The organism is Streptomyces sp. ATexAB-D23, from assembly GCF_000373645.1.
GTDB lineage: Bacteria > Actinomycetota > Actinomycetes > Streptomycetales > Streptomycetaceae > Streptomyces > Streptomyces castrisilvae.
Genome location: NZ_KB892017.1, coordinates 114,333 through 131,180 on the forward strand (window position 1 = coordinate 114,333; position 16,848 = coordinate 131,180).

General features: G+C 64.4%; 10 protein-coding genes and 1 pseudogene. 6 read left to right on the forward strand and 5 right to left on the reverse strand.

Features of this window, described 5'->3' with window-relative positions; translation table 11 throughout:
• Positions 1-191: 191 nt before the first annotated feature.
• The 3 genes from B082_RS0117785 to B082_RS0117795 all read right to left on the reverse strand — a co-directional run bounded on the left by B082_RS0117785 (position 192) and on the right by B082_RS0117795 (position 1,960).
• Complete coding sequence (locus B082_RS0117785) at positions 192-959, reverse strand: DUF3800 domain-containing protein (RefSeq protein ID WP_018553168.1); 768 nt, start codon at positions 957-959, stop codon at positions 192-194.
• A 133-nt stretch (positions 960-1,092) separates the two neighbouring features.
• Complete coding sequence (locus tag B082_RS0117790) at positions 1,093-1,497, reverse strand: DMT family transporter (RefSeq protein WP_018553169.1); 405 nt, start codon at positions 1,495-1,497, stop codon at positions 1,093-1,095.
• A gap of 142 nt (positions 1,498-1,639) precedes the next feature.
• Positions 1,640-1,960, reverse strand: coding sequence for a DMT family transporter (locus tag B082_RS0117795; protein ID WP_018553170.1), 321 nt, complete (start codon positions 1,958-1,960; stop codon positions 1,640-1,642).
• Positions 1,961-2,117: 157 nt separating this feature from the next.
• Between B082_RS0117795 and B082_RS0117800 the strand changes: the two genes are divergently transcribed.
• Positions 2,118-2,558 (forward strand): MarR family winged helix-turn-helix transcriptional regulator, encoded by a 441-nt coding sequence (locus B082_RS0117800; RefSeq protein WP_018553171.1) that lies wholly within the window; start codon positions 2,118-2,120, stop codon positions 2,556-2,558.
• Positions 2,559-3,067: 509 nt separating this feature from the next.
• On the opposite strand, the gene B082_RS0117805 is transcribed toward B082_RS0117800, so the two are convergent.
• Entirely contained in the window at positions 3,068-3,334 is a 267-nt protein-coding gene (locus tag B082_RS0117805) for a hypothetical protein (RefSeq protein WP_037710379.1), read from the reverse strand.
• Positions 3,335-3,580: 246 nt separating this feature from the next.
• On the opposite strand from B082_RS0117805, the gene B082_RS0117810 reads away from it, so the two are divergent.
• The 4 genes and pseudogenes from B082_RS0117810 to B082_RS38065 form a co-directional block, all read left to right on the forward strand.
• A complete protein-coding gene (locus tag B082_RS0117810; RefSeq protein ID WP_018553173.1) occupies positions 3,581-3,847 on the forward strand; it encodes a hypothetical protein in 267 nt (88 codons plus the stop codon).
• 53 nt (positions 3,848-3,900) lie between these two features.
• The gene (locus B082_RS39210; protein WP_158688880.1) at positions 3,901-4,470 is read left to right on the forward strand and encodes a hypothetical protein; all 570 of its coding nucleotides are present in this window, start codon (positions 3,901-3,903) and stop codon (positions 4,468-4,470) included.
• A 229-nt stretch (positions 4,471-4,699) separates the two neighbouring features.
• A protein-coding gene (locus B082_RS38060; RefSeq protein WP_420707685.1) for an IS5 family transposase occupies positions 4,700-5,490 on the forward strand; the annotation gives its coding sequence in 2 pieces (ribosomal slippage) (positions 4,700-5,014 and positions 5,017-5,490; 789 coding nt in all).
• 733 nt (positions 5,491-6,223) lie between these two features.
• Positions 6,224-6,864: pseudogene (locus B082_RS38065) on the forward strand (transposase family protein); the annotation flags it as partial.
• A gap of 885 nt (positions 6,865-7,749) precedes the next feature.
• Here the strand turns inward: B082_RS38065 and B082_RS0117830 are convergent.
• Complete coding sequence (locus B082_RS0117830; RefSeq protein WP_234018178.1) at positions 7,750-11,022, reverse strand: FG-GAP-like repeat-containing protein; 3,273 nt, start codon at positions 11,020-11,022, stop codon at positions 7,750-7,752.
• Between the two features lie 886 nt (positions 11,023-11,908).
• Between B082_RS0117830 and B082_RS36265 the strand changes: the two genes are divergently transcribed.
• Positions 11,909-16,848 (forward strand): RHS repeat domain-containing protein (locus B082_RS36265; RefSeq protein ID WP_018553178.1); only part of this gene is annotated, 4,940 nt, incomplete at its 3' end.

Consider the following 16,848-nt stretch of genomic DNA (forward strand, 5'->3'; position numbering starts at 1 on the left):
CCGCCCACCCGGAAACCGCCTTGACCTGCTGTTTCTCCAGCACTCCCGACTGGCCCGGCCGCCTGTATCTGTTGCTTTCGTGGGCTGCTCCTGGCATCCTTGACTCTCGCGAGGTCCCATGCTTCCGATCAAGGATGCCCAGGGGATCTCGCTCTCGTGGGCCCCCGGTTTTTGCCGGGGGTTTCTGCGTTTCAGGCCCTTGTGTCGCTGTCGGCCCAGACGATGCCATCGGTTCCGTGGCCAGGCAGCCAGTGTCCGGCCAGTCGCTTGTACGCCTTCGACATGTAGCCCACGGGGTTCATCTTCGGCCAGACCTCGGGCTGCTTCAGCGCCAGGTGATGGAAGGCCGCGTATCCGACCAGGTCAGCGGCCTGAATGAACTGGCTGTACCTGCTGTCCTGCATGACGGGGTCTTCCAGTACCCGCCGAGAGGCCAGAGGGAGACCGCGGTGTGCGTCACGGTAAGGCTTGGCGTTGCGGATGGCCTGTTCCCACGCGCCCCGGGCGTCCTCAGGAGTCAGAGCGTCGGCGTCGAGGGGCCCGGACAAGCCATCGAACATGATCATGACCCGGGTGTCCTGGTCCAAGGCCCACGCTTCGAGGTGGTTCACGAAGGACTGGTACACCTCTGCCACCTGCGCGGTGCGGCCGGCCACGGTGAGAACGCGAAGACTTTCGCAGCGAGCAAGCTGTTTGAGCATGAGGCCGTGAGCAGCCATGCGCGCGGAACGGCTGAAGCGGTTGTTCTGTTCTTCGGTCACACAGGGGCGGCCACGCCCCTTCACCAACTGGCTGGCATGCAGCTCCGTGTTCTTGGGGACACCCCACTCCTCTTCCAGCTTGCGTCGCCCCTCCAGCCAGTGGTGGAGCAGGTCGCTCCAGCCTTCTTCCGGGATGAGAAGGCCGGTGAGGGTGCGACCTTGATCGGCCCCGGAGTCATCGGCGTAGCAGAAGTACACGAGCGGAATATATGGCCGGCGGATCAACCAGGAGAAACCGCGGACGCGATGCACCAGGCGTGCGGGTCAGGACGCATGCGGGTGCGGCGGCCCAGATCGTGTCCGGCACCGCCTCCCCGCTTGCCAAGGCCCTTCAAACCGTGGCGCGTTGGACCTGCTGGGCGCCGTCGGCGGAGCCGTCACCCGCGCTCCGCGTCTTGTCGGCGAGCTTGAGCCAGATCACGCCGACGATGATGAGGCCGAGCCACGCGGACTGCGCGAGGGTGAGGCGCTCGTCGAAGAAGACGGGGCCGAGCGCCGCCGCCCCGGCCGCCCCTATCCCCGCCCAGACGGCATAGCCGGTGCCGACGTCGATGGTGCGCAGGCCCACGCTCAGCGCCCACAGCGTCAGCAGGAAGAAGACGACGGCGACCAGGGACCACGTCAGGCGGGTGAAGCCGTGGCTTCCACCGACGGAGAGCGCGTAGCCGATCTCGAAGACGCCGGCGAGCAGAAGCATGAACCAGGAGTTGGCGGTGGAGGGGCTGGTCGAAGACATGGCAGAAAGGCCCTTTCGAGGGAATCGGATCACGAGTTCTCACTTGGCGAGGCGGTACGGCGGCGCGTCGGAACGGCGGCAGGTCGGAACGGCGGCAGGTCGGAACGGCGGCACGGCGCTCAGGCGGCACGGCGGCACGCGCTCAGGCGGCGCCGCTGAGCTGCAGTCCGACCACTCCGGCGATGATGGCGAGGATGCCCAGCCCCTTGCGCCAGTCGAGGCGTTGGCCGAAGAGCGTGGCGCCGAACAGCGTGATGCCGACGCCGGAGACGGACGTCCAGAGGGCGTAGCCGACACCGACGTTGAAGGTCAGCAGGGCCCGGCTGAGGAAGTACGTGCCCAGGGCGCCGCTGACCAGGGTCACGGTCGTCCACTTGCGGTTGGTGAAGCCTGCGGCCTTGCCGGCCGCGATGGCGACGCCGATCTCGAAGACGACGGCGACGGCGAGGTGGACCCACTGCATGGGGAGATCCCTTCATTCGACAAACATCCTGGACATTCATTGCATGCTCATACAACTAAAAACACCCTGCACATGCCCAGTGACTGGCCCCCGGGACGCCAGAAGCTTGCATGAGCATGTACTCTGCTGTCAACAGCCGCTTCGGGAGGACGCACTCATGACCGCCGCACCCCCGCACACGTCCGACCACGCAGTCTGGAACCGGATGCTCACCCTGCACGCCCAGGTGGAGCGGGAACTGACCGCGGCGCTCCAACGCGCCAACGGCGTGGGCCTGTCGGAGTTCCGCTCCCTGGAGCACCTGTACCACTCCGAGGACGGCGAGCTGCGCATGCAGGAACTGGCCGAGCGGGTCAGCCTGGAGCCGTCCTCGGTCAGCCGCCTGGTGGGCCGCCTCGAAAAATCCGGCTTCGCGTACAAGGACCTGTGCCCGTCCGACAAGCGCGGCGTGTACGCGGTCATCACGGACGAGGGCCGCCGACGCTACGAGACCGCCCGCGCGACGTACGCCGAGGCGCTGTCCTCAGCTCTCAACGACCTGAGCGCCAGCCCCGACCTCGGCCCCACGGTCCAGGCGGTACGCACGGCCCGAAGCTGACACGCCGGCCCGACATTCGCCCGCGCGCCATGCCCCCCCCCGCATCCCGGGACGCCTTCACGCATGCGCGGACCTACCGGCCCGCACCTCGGGGGGCGAGAATGCACGGAAACGATCCGTGCGGCTCGAACCGCGCGTTCCGTGACTCGTGGGGCACCAGCCGCTCCGGTCGCGGCACGCCGGGGGCATCGCGTCTTCGCGCGCCAGGTGGCGACGCTTCGGAAACACGCCGAGGCAAGGCCATGAATCGGGGGGAACTGGAATGCTACTCGTCTTCTCCGCCATATTCACAACCATCGGATTTGCGATTAGGCGAAACTGGTGGGAAGTGACGGACCAGCTCTCCGGTAAACACGTGAGCCACACGCCTTTGGTTCATGACAGATCGTGGTCATGGCATGCAACCAGGGTCTTTGGAGGAATTTTCATAGGCGCGGGCATCATAGCGTTTCTATCCTTCATATACATCTCGATCCGACACTTTATAAATTAGCTCACCCCCCCTTGCCTCATAGCACCACCATTTCCACCCTCTTTGACTGGGACCACGAAATGTCACCATCGCTGATACTTTCGCTCTTCCTGCCGCTCGGGGTGCTCTTTCTCTGGAACCCAGGAAGATGGGCGGACAGCTTCAAGTCCGAGCTTGAGGAGTACGGGCTGCGCAGGCCGCTCATGGTCTCGATCGCCGCGGGGTGGGTGGTGGTCGGATCAGTGGCGTTGCTGAGGCTGATCTCGTTCGTGGTGTCGTCGGATTCACCCTCAACGTAATGCATGCACTGAACTGACCGCCATCTCGACCTCGCCGCGAACGGCACCGGAGCTAATACTTCCGTTGGACCAGGGGTGGAAGTCTCCGGAGAGTCACGAGTATCACCTCTTTGACTGTAGAAGCAGGCATTGGGGCCGAAGTGGGTGCGCAAAGCTCGTACAGCACTATAATCAGACGCCTCTCCACCTGGTGAATTCGGCGATCAAATGAGGCGCATGGGCGCTTTGCCCCGCACGCCCCGGAGGCAAAAATGTACGAGATGATTCTTGCGGCTCGAACCTCGCACTCCGTGAACTACGGAGAGCTCATCGCAGGAGTTCTTGTGGCCGTGATCGGCTCGCTCCTTGCGTTCAACATTCGAGGCTGCGCCGAGGCAGTCGCCGACTTCTTGGGGGAGAGGATATTTTCGGCCTTCTACCGCAATGACATCGCCCTGAGACTAACGGCCGGATTCGCCGCACTGATGGGCACCATATTCGCTTTCATAAACATGAAAATCCTACTCTTTGGGTTCTAGCCTCAACCTCTCCCAAGAGCCAACCAATCCAGAGGGAACGAGAATCCACCATCTTGAAGAAATTCACAGCTGTCACACAAAAAAACAAAACATTCTACAGCAAGGTTCGCCACCTGGGACTAATTGCAGCCGTAGCAATGTTCGGGGTAGGAGCTTCCCTTGCGATAGTTCCAGGGAAAGTGGAGGAATCGCTGATCAATAGGTCGCTCACAGGTGGAACCATTAGCGTGACAATCGCCTGGATGGCGTGGATACTCACCGTCCGCCCGCAGGTGACACTGTCCGACGAATCGATCAAGGTGCGCAATTTCGTAACGGAGAGCATCATCCCCTACGGGCAAATTAAGAGAGTGGGCGTCAGTAACGGGCTGACCTTCAAACTCAGAGACGGTAGAGAAATCAAGGGGCGGGTAGTAAGCAACTCGATGCTTGGCCAACTCGCCGGCTATCCATCAGCAAAGCTACTCAAGCGCAAAATCCTCCCATTCGTGAGCAGTGCCAATCCCCGCGAAAACGAAGGAATAGTGCAGACATTTTCCCTTTCTCTCAAAGTCCCACTGACTGTCGCAGCGCTTCACGCGCTACTGTATGGATCCTTGAGATACATCTTTCACATGTCATGACGAGCCGTACCGACGGAGATCGAGAGACTGCCCCACCCTGGCGCACTCCGTCGCTTACCTGGCGCACCCGGATCGGAGAGAACTCGAATGTTGCTTGTATTCTCCGCCATATTCATTACGGCCGGTTTGACGCTTAGAGCTCGTAACACGATCTTGTTGAGATGCGCTGGCCGGGCGTGACTGATGTGATGATTCGGCCGTTCGTGAGGGTGTGGGTACTCGACCGTGGATCGTGGACGATGAGTTGTGGGCGCTGATCGAGCCGCTGCTGCCACCGTGGCCGGAGCGGTCCCCGGGGCCGCGGCCGGTGTCGGACCGGCGCTGTCTCCAGGGCATCCTGTTCGTCCTCTACAACGACATAGCCTGGCAACTTCTGCCCCTGGAGCTGGGGTTCGGCTCGGGTCAGACGTGCTGGCGCCGCCTGGACCGGTGGCAGAAGGCGGGGGTCTTCGACCAGCTGCACCGGGTCCTGCTCGCGGAGCTGAACGCGGCCGGCAAGCTCGACTGGTCACGGGCGTGCGTGGACGGCTCCCACATTCGCGCGAAAAAGGGGGCGCCGACACCGGTCCGTCGCCGGTCGACCGGCGGAAGACGGGCAGCAAACACCACCTGATCTGCGACGGCCGCGGCACCCCGCTCAAGGTCATCACGACCGCGGCCAACGTCAACGACGTCACCCAAACCCTCGCCCTGGTCGACGGCATCCCACCCGTCGCGGGCCGCCCCGGCCGGCCCCGCCGACGCCCCGACGCCCTGCTCGGCGACAAGGGCTACGACTCCAACCCCAACCGCGACGAGCTGCGGCACCGGCGAATCCTGCCCGTCATCTCCCGCAAGGGATCACCCAACATCAAGGGCATCGGCAAGCTCCGCTACGTCGTCGAGCAGACCTTCGCCCTCCTCCACCACTTCAAACGCCTCGCCGTCCGATGGGAACGCCGCACCGAACTCCACGACGCCTTCGTCTCTCTCGCCTGCGGCTTGATCTGCTGGAGGCGACTCAAGAAGGCCCAATCATGATCGTGTTACGAGCTCTTAGGCGAAATTGGTGGGGAATCGCAGATCAGTTTTCGGGTAAGCATGTGAAAAACAATCCATTGACCCACGAAAGTTCATTGTCGTGGCACGGAGCCAGGATCGCAGGAAGCGTTGCTGTAGGCATGGGCGTCGCCATGTTTCTGAGTTTCGCATATCTCTCCATCAAGAACTTGGTGAACTAATACGCGCGCTCATCCCTAACCACTCCGCCTCCTTCCGTTCCCTGGTGAGGCTCGCAAAATGCTCTTCTCGCTAATACTTTCAATGTTCCTGCCGCTCGGGGTGCTCTTTCTCTGGAATCCTGGAGGGTGGGCGGACGGCTTCAAGTCCGAGCTTGAGGGATACGGACTGCGCAGGCCACTCATGGTTGTGATCGCCACAGGGTGGGTGGTGGTCGGATCAGTGGTACTGCTGAGGTTGGGCTCGTGATGTCGCCGAGTTGCCCAGGCATCGCGCAGCCAGGAATGGAGGGGATGCATGACATTTACAGCGCGCGACGAAATATTACGGCCGCTGTTCCTGGCCCACCCGCTGCGACATATTGATCGCAGGTCTCGGTGTCGCGATGCCGGCTCCTTACCATCCGGTCCTGAACCCGTTGTCGAGGTGACGTTGTACACCGCAGAGTCTTCGTTGGCACTGGCTGAAATTCTCGAAGCTCCTGGTAGACGGGGTCACGACCGAGATCACCAGTCCGCCAGGAGCTTTCGCGTGCTTGTCCACCCTTCGCTGCGGCGACACCTACGCCCGCCTCGCAGTAGGCTTCCACGTCGGGGTCGCGACGGTCTACCGCTACATACGCGAGGCCGTCGACCTTCTGGCCGCCCTCGCGCCCACACTGGAACAGGCCATGGAGACCGTACGAAAGAAGGCATACGTGATCCTCGACGGCACCGTGCTGCCGATCGACCGCATCGCCGCCGACCAGCCCTACTACTCGGGGAAGAAGAAGCACCACGGGATGAACGTCCAGGTCCTCGCGGACCCAGCGGGCCGTCTCATGTGGGCTTCGGACGCACTACCTGGAGCTGTGCACGATCTCGCGGCAGCCCGGGCCCACGGCATCCCCGCCGCCCTGACTGCAGACGACATCAAGTGCTGGGCGGACAAGGCGTATCAAGGCGCAGGTCCTGCAGTCCGCGTCCCGTTCCGAGGTAAGAAACTGCGCGACTGGCGCCGGCGTCACAACCGCGATCACGCCAAGATCCGCAGCCTCGGCGAACGCGCCTGGCCACCCTCAAATGCTGGCGGCTCCTGCGGAAGTTCCGTTGCAGTACCACCCGGGTCACCGCCGTCGTCCGTGCCGTCGTCACCCTCGAACTCGTCACCTGCATCAAGATGGATAAGGCTCAGTAGGCAGGATGAGAGGAGGTGAGCGGGTATGGCACGCAGCAAATACCTGATCCGTCTGATCCCTCTGGGGATTCTGATAGTGGCGGTCACGACATGGGCCAGATGGCTCGGTGGTCTTTACGCAGTCATCCTGCCGCCCGCCTTCGCCATAGGATCGGCGGCCCTCTTGGGGCGATTCCTTCAACGACGCCTCGCAGGCAAGGCAAGGGATGACGGGCCCTTTTGAAGCCCTCCACGCCCCGGCGCGTCCCCGCGCCCCCCCTCACATTCGGCTGGGGAACGCCTCGTCCTGCGTAGGCACCGTCAGTTGGCCCGTCGTCAGGGCGTCCAGGACGTCGTCCAGGCGGAGGTAGCGGCCCTGTTTGATGCTCGGNGTGATGTTGGCNATCGTGCCGGCCTCGCGGATGTGGAAGATCGTCCAGCGTGTCCCGAAGGTGTCCTGCCGTTCACCGTCGCGCACGATGGCGCGGGTGCGGGCGCTCGCGGGGCGGGTTCCGTCGATCTGCTGGTTCACCGTCTCGACCGCGTCGACCCCGAAGACCAGGCCCGCGCCATCGTGCTGGTACATGACCAGCATCTTGGGGCGCGCGAGCCCCACATGCGCGCCGCTGCCCAGTTGGCACACGTACGCCTGTGCGCGGCCAGTTCCGCCGATGCCCGCAGCAGTCCCAACCCAGCCCCCGGCCCCCGTCGCTCAAGGCTCCCCCCGCACCTCGTATCGGTTTCGCTCGTACGTGCATCCGTTCCCGCTGCGGCCCGGACCGGCCCACAAGCTCCACCGGCTCCAGCCCCGCCGCGCACCATCAGTGCCGAAACGGGTGTCGAACCCACCGTGGGAGGGCTGCTCTCAAGAGCAGCCGGCAGCCCTCCCACAGTGGACGTGCTGCTTCAGCTCAGCGCTTGGAAGTTGAGCCATCCGGTGGTGCCGGCGATGGTAGGTGCTCCTAGGCCGGTCGTGGTGATGGACGGGTAGAAATAGATTCCCTTGTTGGTGTCGTGGCTCGTGGCATAGAGGTCGGGCTTGCCATCGCCGTTGCTGTCGCCCTCGGAAGTGATCAGCGGGTGGGTATTGCTGTCCCAGCCGCTGGATTTGAGGTCGATGGTGGTATGGCCAAGGCCTTCACCCGCTGGGCCGGTTCCCGTGTAGAGGCGAAGGCGTCCGTCGTTCCGCTGTCTGGCGATCATGTCGACTCGGTCGTCTCCGTTGACGTCGCCGGGGGCGATCATGTCGTAGTTCGCCCAGGCGCCGTCGCCGATGAGGATCGGGTCGGTGACGTCGTCCAGGTAGAAGGAGTCCGAGCCGTAGTAGAGCCAGAGGTGATCGCCTTCCTTGACCAGGAGGTCCGTGTGGCCCGGCACATCGGGGGTGCCGTCCGCATCGACATCGAGCGGGCCGTCGACGTCTCCGATTGCGAGGATCTGGTCGGCGTTGGCCCAGTGGTTGTTCTCGGGGCTGTAGACATTGAGCGGCACCCGGTCGAAGGTGCACTCCTGTGAGGCGCCGTCGGCTTCCTCACCTCGTGTCGTGCAGGCATAGCCGAGACCGTTATTGGGATAGACGTAGAGTTCCTTGACATTGTCCGGCCCCAGTTGGGCGGCGATGAGGTCCTCGTAGCCGTCGTTGGTCCAGTCTCCGCGGTGCGTGACCGAGGCCCCGTCGAAGTTCGTACTGCTGGCGACGGTGTACGGGGCGTGCTGGCCATTGCCCTGGCCGGGGTACAACCACAGGGTCCCGTCGGTGCGGACACCGTACTTGTCGGTGTTGCCGTCACCATTGACGTCACCGGGCTTGTCAGTGATGCCGGGGCTGTTGGCGTAGAAGATGTACACAGCCCGGTCTGAGACGTTCCCGGCTCTGTCGATGCTGTTCGCGTACAACGTGTGGTTACCCGCCGCGAGTGGGCGGAGCTTGATGCTCACCGATCCACCCTGCTGAGAGGGGGTGGCGGAGAGAACCTTGTTGCTCCAGTCGGTCCAGTACTCGTACTTGGCGACGTCAGCCACTCCCCCGCTGCTCAGGGTGAAGGTGCCCTCGGTTCGGGCGTTACCGGTGGTGGCGGGCCAGCCGTCGGAGCCATCGGGGAACTGGACAGAGGCCACACCGGGCGGGGTGGAGGGCCGGGTGGGGTCGTAGACGAAGCGGCAGCCCGGCTTACCGGTAGCGGGTACCCAGTCGGAAGTCAGCGAACTGTCCCCGGTCTGTGCCTTCCAGGAGAAGTTTCCGTTGGCCGTGGAGAGGTAGGGCGTGAGCTGGGCCTTGGTGACCTTGAGTTTGGCGACGGTTCCGGAGGTCGTGGAGACCGTCTTGTCGACGATGAGTACGCCGTTTGGGTCGTCGACCGGGTGGTGCCCAGTGGCCCAGAGGCGGAACCGGATCTTGACGGTGCCCCCGTCCCGGTCCGACCCCTTCGCGGTGAGATAGAGGTCGGTGTTCCCGATCAGCCCATAAGGTGCGGTGCTGCCGCAGCCGGCGCTGTTCTTGGTGGAGGGAATGGTGTCCAGGCTGGTGGGAAGGTTCGGGCGGGTGTTGTACGTGGTGGAGAGCAGAGCCGACTTGGCGTCGAACTTCTTCCAGCCGAAGACGTCTGTCTCACTGCCGGCCTTGAGCGCCAGGGTGATGGTGTTCCAGTGTCCCTTAACGGCATCCTTGGCGGCAGCGGTGGTGTCGAAGGCGAGGTTGCCGGCGGGGCAGCCCGATCCGTAGCCCTTCGAGTCCGTGACCGTGTCCAGTGTGCGGATCTTCGTCGGCTGGTGGTTCCAGGTGGTGGCCGAGCTCATGTACTCGGTGTGCCACAGCTCGATCGGCTTCTTCGTGCACGACCAGGACCAGGTGTTCTTGATGGTGAACTTGGAGCTGGAGATCACCTTGTCCGTGGACCAGAGGTTGCCCGTGTTCATACGGAAGTAGGAACGGGCCAGCCCATTCGTCACGTCTTCGTAGCCGGCTCTGGCCGTCGTGGTGCCATTGTTGAAGTTCGCCCCGTTGTAGTAGGAAGCGTTGGGGTTCTTCTTGTAGGCGATGGTCCAGGCATACCGGGAACCGCTCACCGACGGGTCCAGCAGGACGGGGTACTGAGTGTTCTCGCCGGTCAGAAGGTCCTGGTCCGGTGTGAGGCTCAGCTTGCCGTCTTCGACCGCCACACCCATGGCGGCTTGCTGCGCGCCATAGCCCGGTTCGAACTGGTCTGTGGGTGGAGTCGGCCCAGAGTCTTCATCGCTGTCCGATATTCGCGCCTGGGGTGTGCCGACTGTGCCGCTGTCCCACATGAGGGGGGTAGGGGCGGTGAAGACCTCCTGCCCGGCGGGGTTGACGGCGGTCAGGTTCCCGTCGGCGTCGGCGCTCGCCTCCACTCCATCAGTGTCGAGATCAAAGTGGATTTGCTTGAGAGAAGGGCTACCAGCCGCCTGCGCTGTCTTCACGACGAACAGGCTGGTGAATCCGGCCGAGCCGACTCGCAGCTTGAGATCCACATCATTCAGGACATTCGCAAAGGTCACGGTGTCCCCGTCGACCTGAGGAACCGGCAAGGAATGGGGCCAGCTCCACGACATGCTGCGCCCGTCTCGCACGATGGTCGCCAGCGGCCCATCCCCGCCACCCGAGAACCGTACGTCGACCTCCGTGGCCTTCGGAGACAGCGTCCCGTCGGAGTTCACCTCCAAGTCCGTGTCAATTGGAACGAGTTGATTTTCCTTCCGAGTGAACTGAGGCAGCACATAGGTGTCCTGGGTGAACGTCCCATCGGGATTGGCGAACACCTGTGACGCCTCCGTGCGGCGGGCAAGCACCTCGGCCGACTGGCCGGTATCAACCGCCTCAGCCAAGGCACTCTCGTCGGCACTGAGCTGCCGGGCCGTCGCCTGCCCCTCGGACTGACTTCCTGTCGCCGCTACGGCGACAGGAGTCATTTGCAGTGGCAAGCACATGGCGAGAGCGGCGATCGATGCCGTGACACCCACCGCAATCACCCCGGACGCCCCCTTTTCGCGCCTTTGTCTAAAAAATTCCATTACAGAAATCCCCTCCCTGATCTGATCGGTTCGCACACTAGAGCGTGAAGGATCTGTGAGGGGTGTGGTTTTGGCGTCGAGAATGAGCGTGCCATCCGGGATGGGTAAAGGTTGGCTGAAACTAGTCGTCGCAAAACGGGTATTTTTCATCGAAAGTGCACGAAATGGGATTCTATTGCGCCTCATGTTGGCTTGAAATACATACTGATCTGCGCCTTAAGCACGGAAGGTGTGTGAACGCGCTGCTAGCTTCCGTGCCCGACTGTGTTCCTTTCGTCAAACAGTTGGGGGAGTTTCGCGCATGCACTGGGGTGGGGGCGTCGACACGAGGCGCATGGGGCGGCGGGTGCGGTTGATAGCCGTCGCACTGACCGCGTTTCTTTTTGCAAGTCTGCTGGCCGGACCTGTCGTGGCAGCCGCCGAGCTGCACCTTGCGAAGCTGGGGAACAGCGATCCTGTACCGACATCCGAGGTGAAGAAGCAGCCCTCCCCGGTACGCGATGCAACGCTCCAGCACCCGTGGAAAAACCCGAGAGTCACGTGGCCGCAGCCCGGTACCGCCACGGCGAAGCTTGCCCGATCCGGTTCCCTCAAAGCGGGTTCGCTGCCTGTGCGCCTGGGCTCCGTTTCAAGTAAGCAGCGAGAATCAGCCACGCCGGGGCCGGACACGGTCCAAGTCCAGGTACTCGACCGCGCAGCCACGGAGGATCTGGGTGTCGACGGGATCGTGCTTGCGCTGAGGCCCACGAAGGGAACGCAGGGCGCCGTAGACGTCCAGGTTGACTACTCCAGCTTTCGCAACGCCTACGGCGGTGACTGGGCTTCCCGCCTGACGCTGCGCGAACTGCCTGCTTGCGCCGCTACCACCCCTGGAGAGAAGGGGTGCGCTGTCGGACGCACACTCCGGACGGAGAACGACACCAAGACCGGGTCGCTGACCGCGCAGTTGGACCTGCCGTCGGCCGCACCCACACTTGCCGCGCAGTCCAGGGAGCCGCTTGAGGCGCCCGTGTCGGCATCCAGTCAGAATCTGTCAGTGGCCCAGGGAACGGTTCTCCTTGCTGCGACCGCGGCTGAATCGGGCCCCTCGGGCAGCTTCAAGGCGACGTCTCTCGCCCCCTCCGCGTCATGGGCCGCCGGCGGATCGAACGGCGCCTTCTCCTGGAACTACCCGATCGGCGTCCCGGACGTCCCCGGTGGGACGGCACCGGACCTGAAGCTCGCCTACTCCTCGCAGGCAGTGGACGGACGCACCGCCTCGACGAACAACCAGGCCAACAGCATTGGCGACGGTTGGTCGATGGAGCCCGGGTACATCGAGCGCCAGTACATCTCGTGTACGGATGACACGAAGAACAGCAACACCACCGCCAAGGTCGGCGACCTGTGCTGGAAGAAGGACAACGCCGTAATCAATCTCGGCGGCCAGTCCAACACCCTGATCAAGGACACCGAGTCGGGCGAGTGGCATCTGGAGAGCGACGACGGGACGAGGGTCGTCAAGCTCACCAACGCGGAGCTGAAGAACGGCGACAACGACGGGGAGTACTGGCGCGTCACCACCCCTGACGGCACCCACTACTACTTCGGTTACAACCGCCCCAGCGGTTGGGCCACCGGCAAGGACGAGACCAATTCCACCTGGACCGTGCCCGTCTACGGGAACCAGGCCGGCGAGCCCTGCCACGCCACCGCCTTCAAGGACTCGTGGTGCCAGCAGGCATGGCGCTGGAACCTTGACGTCGTCATCGACCGGCACGGCGATGCCATGACGTACTACTGGGACAAGGAGTCCAACTACTACGGCCGCAACGTCAACACGTCGACCGGTGCCTCCACCGCCACCGTCTACGACCGCGGCGGCTCCCTCAAGCGCATCGAGTACGGCCTGCGATCCGGCAGCTTCTACGCGAAGCCGGCGGCCAAGGTCGAGTTCACGACCTCGGAGCGTTGCCTGAGCGACTGCGGCACCTTCGACAAGGCCCACGCGAAGAACTGGCCTGACGTTCCCTTCGACCGCTACTGCGCCTCCGGCACCGAATGCAAGGACCGGTACTCCCCGTCCTTCTGGAGCCGTAAGCGCGTCACCCAGATCGACACCTCAGTACTGACCGGCGGCACGTACAAGCCAGTCGACACCTGGGCTCTGGACCAGCAGTTCCCGGCCACCGGCGATGGGAGCGACCCGGCTCTGTGGCTGGCCTCCATCACCCGCACTGGGCATACCGGTACCGGCGACGTCAAACTGCCCGCCGTGACCTTCAAGGGTCAGACGCTGCCCAACCGGGTCGAGGGCGCAACCACCGGAGGAGACCCCGACCCGGTGCCGGCGATGTGGCGCTACCGCGTCTACGGCATCAGCACGGAAACCGGGGGCACTCTCGGCATCACCTATTCCCCGGCCGACTGCAAGGCCGGGGACGTACCGACCCCGACGAGCAACAAGCGACGCTGCTATCCCGTGAAATGGTCACCCCCGGACGCGCCTGCCGCGAACTACGAGCCGTACCTGGACTGGTTCCACTCCTACGTCGTCACTCAGATCCTGGAGACCGACAACACTGGAGGAGCACCGGCCAAGGAGACGGACTACAGCTACCTGGACGGCATGGCATGGGCCAAGTCCAAGGACGATGAGTTCACCACGGCCAAGCACCTGACCTACAGCGACCGCAAGGGCTACGGCCGTGTCCAGGTCCGCACCGGGGCCGCACCCGACCAGCGGACGCTCAAGGAGTACCGCTACTTCAGGGGCATCGACGGAGCAGCCGTCAAGGACCACGAGGGCACTGCGGTCACCGACAAGGAAGCCTTTGCCGGCATGACCCGCGAAGAGGCGACCTTCAACGGGGACGGCGGCAAGCTGGAGGCCACCACCAGTTACGAACCGTGGCTGTCCGAGCCGACGGCCACCGAGACCCGATCCGAGGGCCTGCCCGCACTCAAGGCGTATGCCACGGGCGGCGGGAGCGAGTCGAGCCGCACAGCTGTGGGCGAGGGCTGGCGCACCACCCGCATCGAACGAACCTTTGACGCCGTCGGTCAGATCCTGACCGAGTCGGAGCTCGGGGACACCGCAAAGAGCGGTGACGAGCGATGCACCACCACGACCTACGCCCTTAACACGGCCACGAATCTCCGCACTCTCGTGTCAGAGGCGAAGACCGTCGCCAAAGCATGTGGAACTCCGCCCGACCTGCCTGCGGACCTGATCTCGGCCCAGCGGAACTACTACGACGGTGCGACCAGCCTTGCCACCGCGCCGACCAAGGGCGACGTGACCCGGCTGGACGAGCAGGATGCCCAGGGCACCGGCTACCTCACCACCGCCACGCACACCTATGACCAGCACGGCCGCGAACTCACCGCGACCGACGCCCTGCAGAGCACCACCACCACCGCGTACACGCCCGCCACGACCGAGGCACCCACCTCCGTCAAGGTGACCAACGCGGCAAAGCACGAGAGCACCACGTCCTACGATCCCGCCCGCGGCGTCGCCCTCGCCGAGGTCGATCCGAACGGCAAGCGGACCGATGCGACGTACGACGGCCTCGGCCGGCTACTGAAGGTATGGCAGCCGGGGTGGGCCAAGGCCGACCACGGCGACAAGCCGTCCGTCGAGTACGCCTACACGATTTCCCGTACGGCGGCGAACGCCGTCGCCACCAAGACGCTCAAGCAGAACGGCGACTACCGCACCACCTACCAGCTCTACGACGGTCTCCTGCGCGAACGCCAGACGCAGGCGCCGGCCTCCGGTACCCAGGACCGGATCATGACCGAGACGATGTACGACACCCGGGGATGGGCCTGGCAGTCCTTCGCCGCCTATTACGCGTCCGGGCTTCCCTCGGCGCAGCTCGCGTCCACGACGGTGAACAAGGTCCCGGCCGCCACTCAGAACCTCTTCGACGGCGTCGGGCGCGTCACCGATGCCCTGTCGCTGAAGTACGGCGACGAGCAGTGGCGCTCCAAGACGGTCTACGAAGGCGACCGCACCACGGTGATCCCCCCGAACGGCGGCACCGCGTCGACCACGGTGACCGACGCCCGCGGCCGCACAACCGCGCTGCTGCAGTACACCGACGCGGCCCGCACCATGTCTCAGAGGACGACGTACGCCTACGGCAAGTACGACGAGCCGACGTCGGTCACCGACCCCGACGGCAACGTCTGGAAGTACACCTTCGACAGCCGTGGCCAGAAGACGGTGGCCGATGACCCGGACCAGGGCAAGGTGCGTAACACCTACGATGCCGTCGGCCGCGTCACCGCGGTCTCCGATGACCGCAACGTCACCCTGACCACCGAGTACGACAAGCTCGGCCGCAAGACCGCCCTCAAGAAGGGCGACACCGTACTGGCCAAGTGGACGTACGACACTCTGGCCAAGGGGCAGCTCACCAGCAGCACCCGATACGTCGACGGCATCGCATACACGACGGCGACCGGCGCGTTCAACGACCGCTACCAGCCCACCTCCACCACGACCACGATCCCTTCCGAAGCCACGGGACTCGCCGGCACGTACACCTGGACCTACGGATACAGCCCGGAGACCGGTGCCACGCTCTGGACGCTGAACCCCGCGATCGGCAACATCCCCGCCGAGCGGGTCACCACCAACTACAACAGTGACGACCTCCCCTTCCGCGTCAGCGGCGCACTCGGTGCCTTGGTGTCCAACACCTCCTACGACGCGTTCTCCCGGCCCCAGCGACTCGAATACGGGGCCACGCTGGGCAAGAAGGCATACAAGACCCAGATCTACGACGAGCACACCGGACGCGTCACCCAGCAGATCACCGACCGGGATCTCGCTCCGCAGCGCGTGGACAGCACCTCGTACTCCTACGACCCCGCCGGTAACGTCACTGGAGTGACGACGGCCAGCGGCCAGGACGCGCAGACGTCCACCGACACCCAGTGCTTCTCCAACGACGCCCTGGGCCGGCTCACCGAGGCTTGGACCGCGAAGACGGACTGCGCCACCGCCCCCTCGAAGACCTCGGTCGGGGGCCCGGACGCCTACTGGCAGAGCTTCGCCTACGACGCCCTCGGCAACCGCACTGAGCAGACCGACCACGCCACCACAACCGCGACAACGGACGCGACCACCACCTACACCCAGCCCGCGCCCGGCACGGGCCTCCCGCACGGCGTGCAGCAGGCCAACGTCAGCGGCGGCCCCGACAACGGCCGGACCAGCACCTTCGAGTACGACGAGACCGGCAACACCACCAAGCGCACCATCGGCGCGACCGCCCAGAACCTGACCTGGGACGCGGAAGGCCACCTTGCCGCCCTCACCGAGGCCGGCAAGACCAGCAGCTACCTCTACGACGCGGACGGCAACCGCCTCATCACCAAGAACGCCGACGGCTCCAGCGTCCTCACGCTCCCCAACGGCGATCAGCTGAACGTGGCCGCGAACGGCACCAAGGCCGGCACCCGCTACTACGCCCACAACGGCGAAACCGTCGCCGTCCGCACGGGCAGCTCCATTTCCTACCTGATCAGCGACCACCAGGGCACCGCGATGACTGCCATCGCCGCCGGAACCCTCGCTATCACCCGAAGAAAGCAACTCCCCTTCGGTCAGCTCAGGTCCGAACAGTCAACAGCATTCGGCAACCGCGGCTTCGTCGGCGGAACCAACGACCCAACCGGCCTGACCCACCTCGGCGCCCGCGAATACGACCCCACCCTCGGCCGCTTCCTCAGCGTCGACCCCGTCATCGACATCAATGACCCCGCCCAAATGAACGCCTACAGCTACGCCCACAACAACCCCCTCACCAAATCCGACCCCGACGGCCTCCGCCCCGACGGCCCCGCCGGCGGCGCAAGCTACAACGACGACCGCTGGTCCGAGGACCGAGGCGGCAACTCCGGCTACACCTACAAGAGCGGCAAGTGGGTCTGGCACTTCACCCCCAAGTCCTGGTTCGACCCCCGCTACCAGGCATACCG